Source organism: Listeria sp. MAN/IMW/UF555, from assembly GCF_058684075.1.
The window spans coordinates 1-1,036 of the sequence record NZ_JBZWZS010000011.1; the positions used below are offsets into that span (position 1 = coordinate 1).

The following is a 1,036-nucleotide window of genomic DNA, read 5'->3' on the forward strand; positions in this document are numbered from 1 at the left end:
GCATGGCGTGCCGCGAAGACATCGGGGCGCGAGTTATTGCGATGACATGGAAACCTATCTGTGGTACAGTCGGTTTCGTGCGAGCCTTTTTGCCTCTCCTGACATGCCTGATGCTGGTCCTCACCAATTTCTCCGGCATGGCCCATGCCGCCGATCTGGCGGGGGGAAGCATCGCGGGCGTTGAGTTCACGGTCCATACCGCCGGTGACATCGATCAGGTGCCATCGGACTCGGACAAGAATGTCCCGCATCATCACAATTATTGTCACGGACACGACGTCGGCGCGCCTGCGCGCACGACGATGGAATATACCCCCGTCCTCACAGTGCCCAAGCCGACAATCTCCGCCTCTGCATCGCTCGACGGCCGCACCGGCATGGTCCATTTGAGGCCCCCCCAAGCCTGACGTCCGATTTGGGCGTGCGTTGGCGCGCCCCTGTCGATCATCGTCAGGAGTCCTATTTTCATGAATCGTATTCTCGCGGCCATGCTGGCCGCAGCGTCTTGCGCCACGAGGGCGCAGGCGCAGGTCGGACCGTCCGCGCCTGTTGCGCAGGATGCGCCGGTCTACACGCTTGACCAAGCGGTCAGTGCAGCGGGCGGTTCGGCCCCTGCTGCCGAAGCGGCGACAGCTGGAATCGACGCGGCCCGTGCAGGTCGCACAGTCGCCGGCTTGCGGCCCAATCCGGTGGTTCAAGGCCAAGTCGAGAATGTCATCGGCTCCGGGCCGTATCGGGGGGTCCGCAGCGCGGAAACCACGGTCGGCTTTGCGATCCCGATCGAGCTAGGCGGCAAGCGCGGCGCCCGCGTCGCGGTCGCCAATGCGCAATTGTCCCGGGCCGAGATCCAGGCCGCGATCATCGCGGCGGATGTCCGGCTTCAGGTAACGCAGCTCTATGTCGAAGCGGTCGCGGCCGATCGCCGGGTAATGACAGCCCGCGATCAGGCCCGGATCGCCAGCGATGCGCTGCGGGCCGCGAGCGTTCGCGTGCAGGCAGGGCGGGCATCGCCACTCGAGCAACAGCGCGCGGATGT

At 65.3% G+C, this 1,036-nt stretch carries 2 protein-coding genes; both read left to right on the forward strand.

Features of this window, described 5'->3' with window-relative positions; all coding sequences use genetic code 11:
* The coding region (locus AC4PG8_RS13885) for a hypothetical protein (protein WP_492170465.1) at positions 1-407 on the forward strand (407 nt) is incomplete at its 5' end.
* Between the two features lie 60 nt (positions 408-467).
* Positions 468-1,036: TolC family protein (locus AC4PG8_RS13890; protein ID WP_492170466.1), on the forward strand; the 569-nt coding region annotated here is incomplete at its 3' end.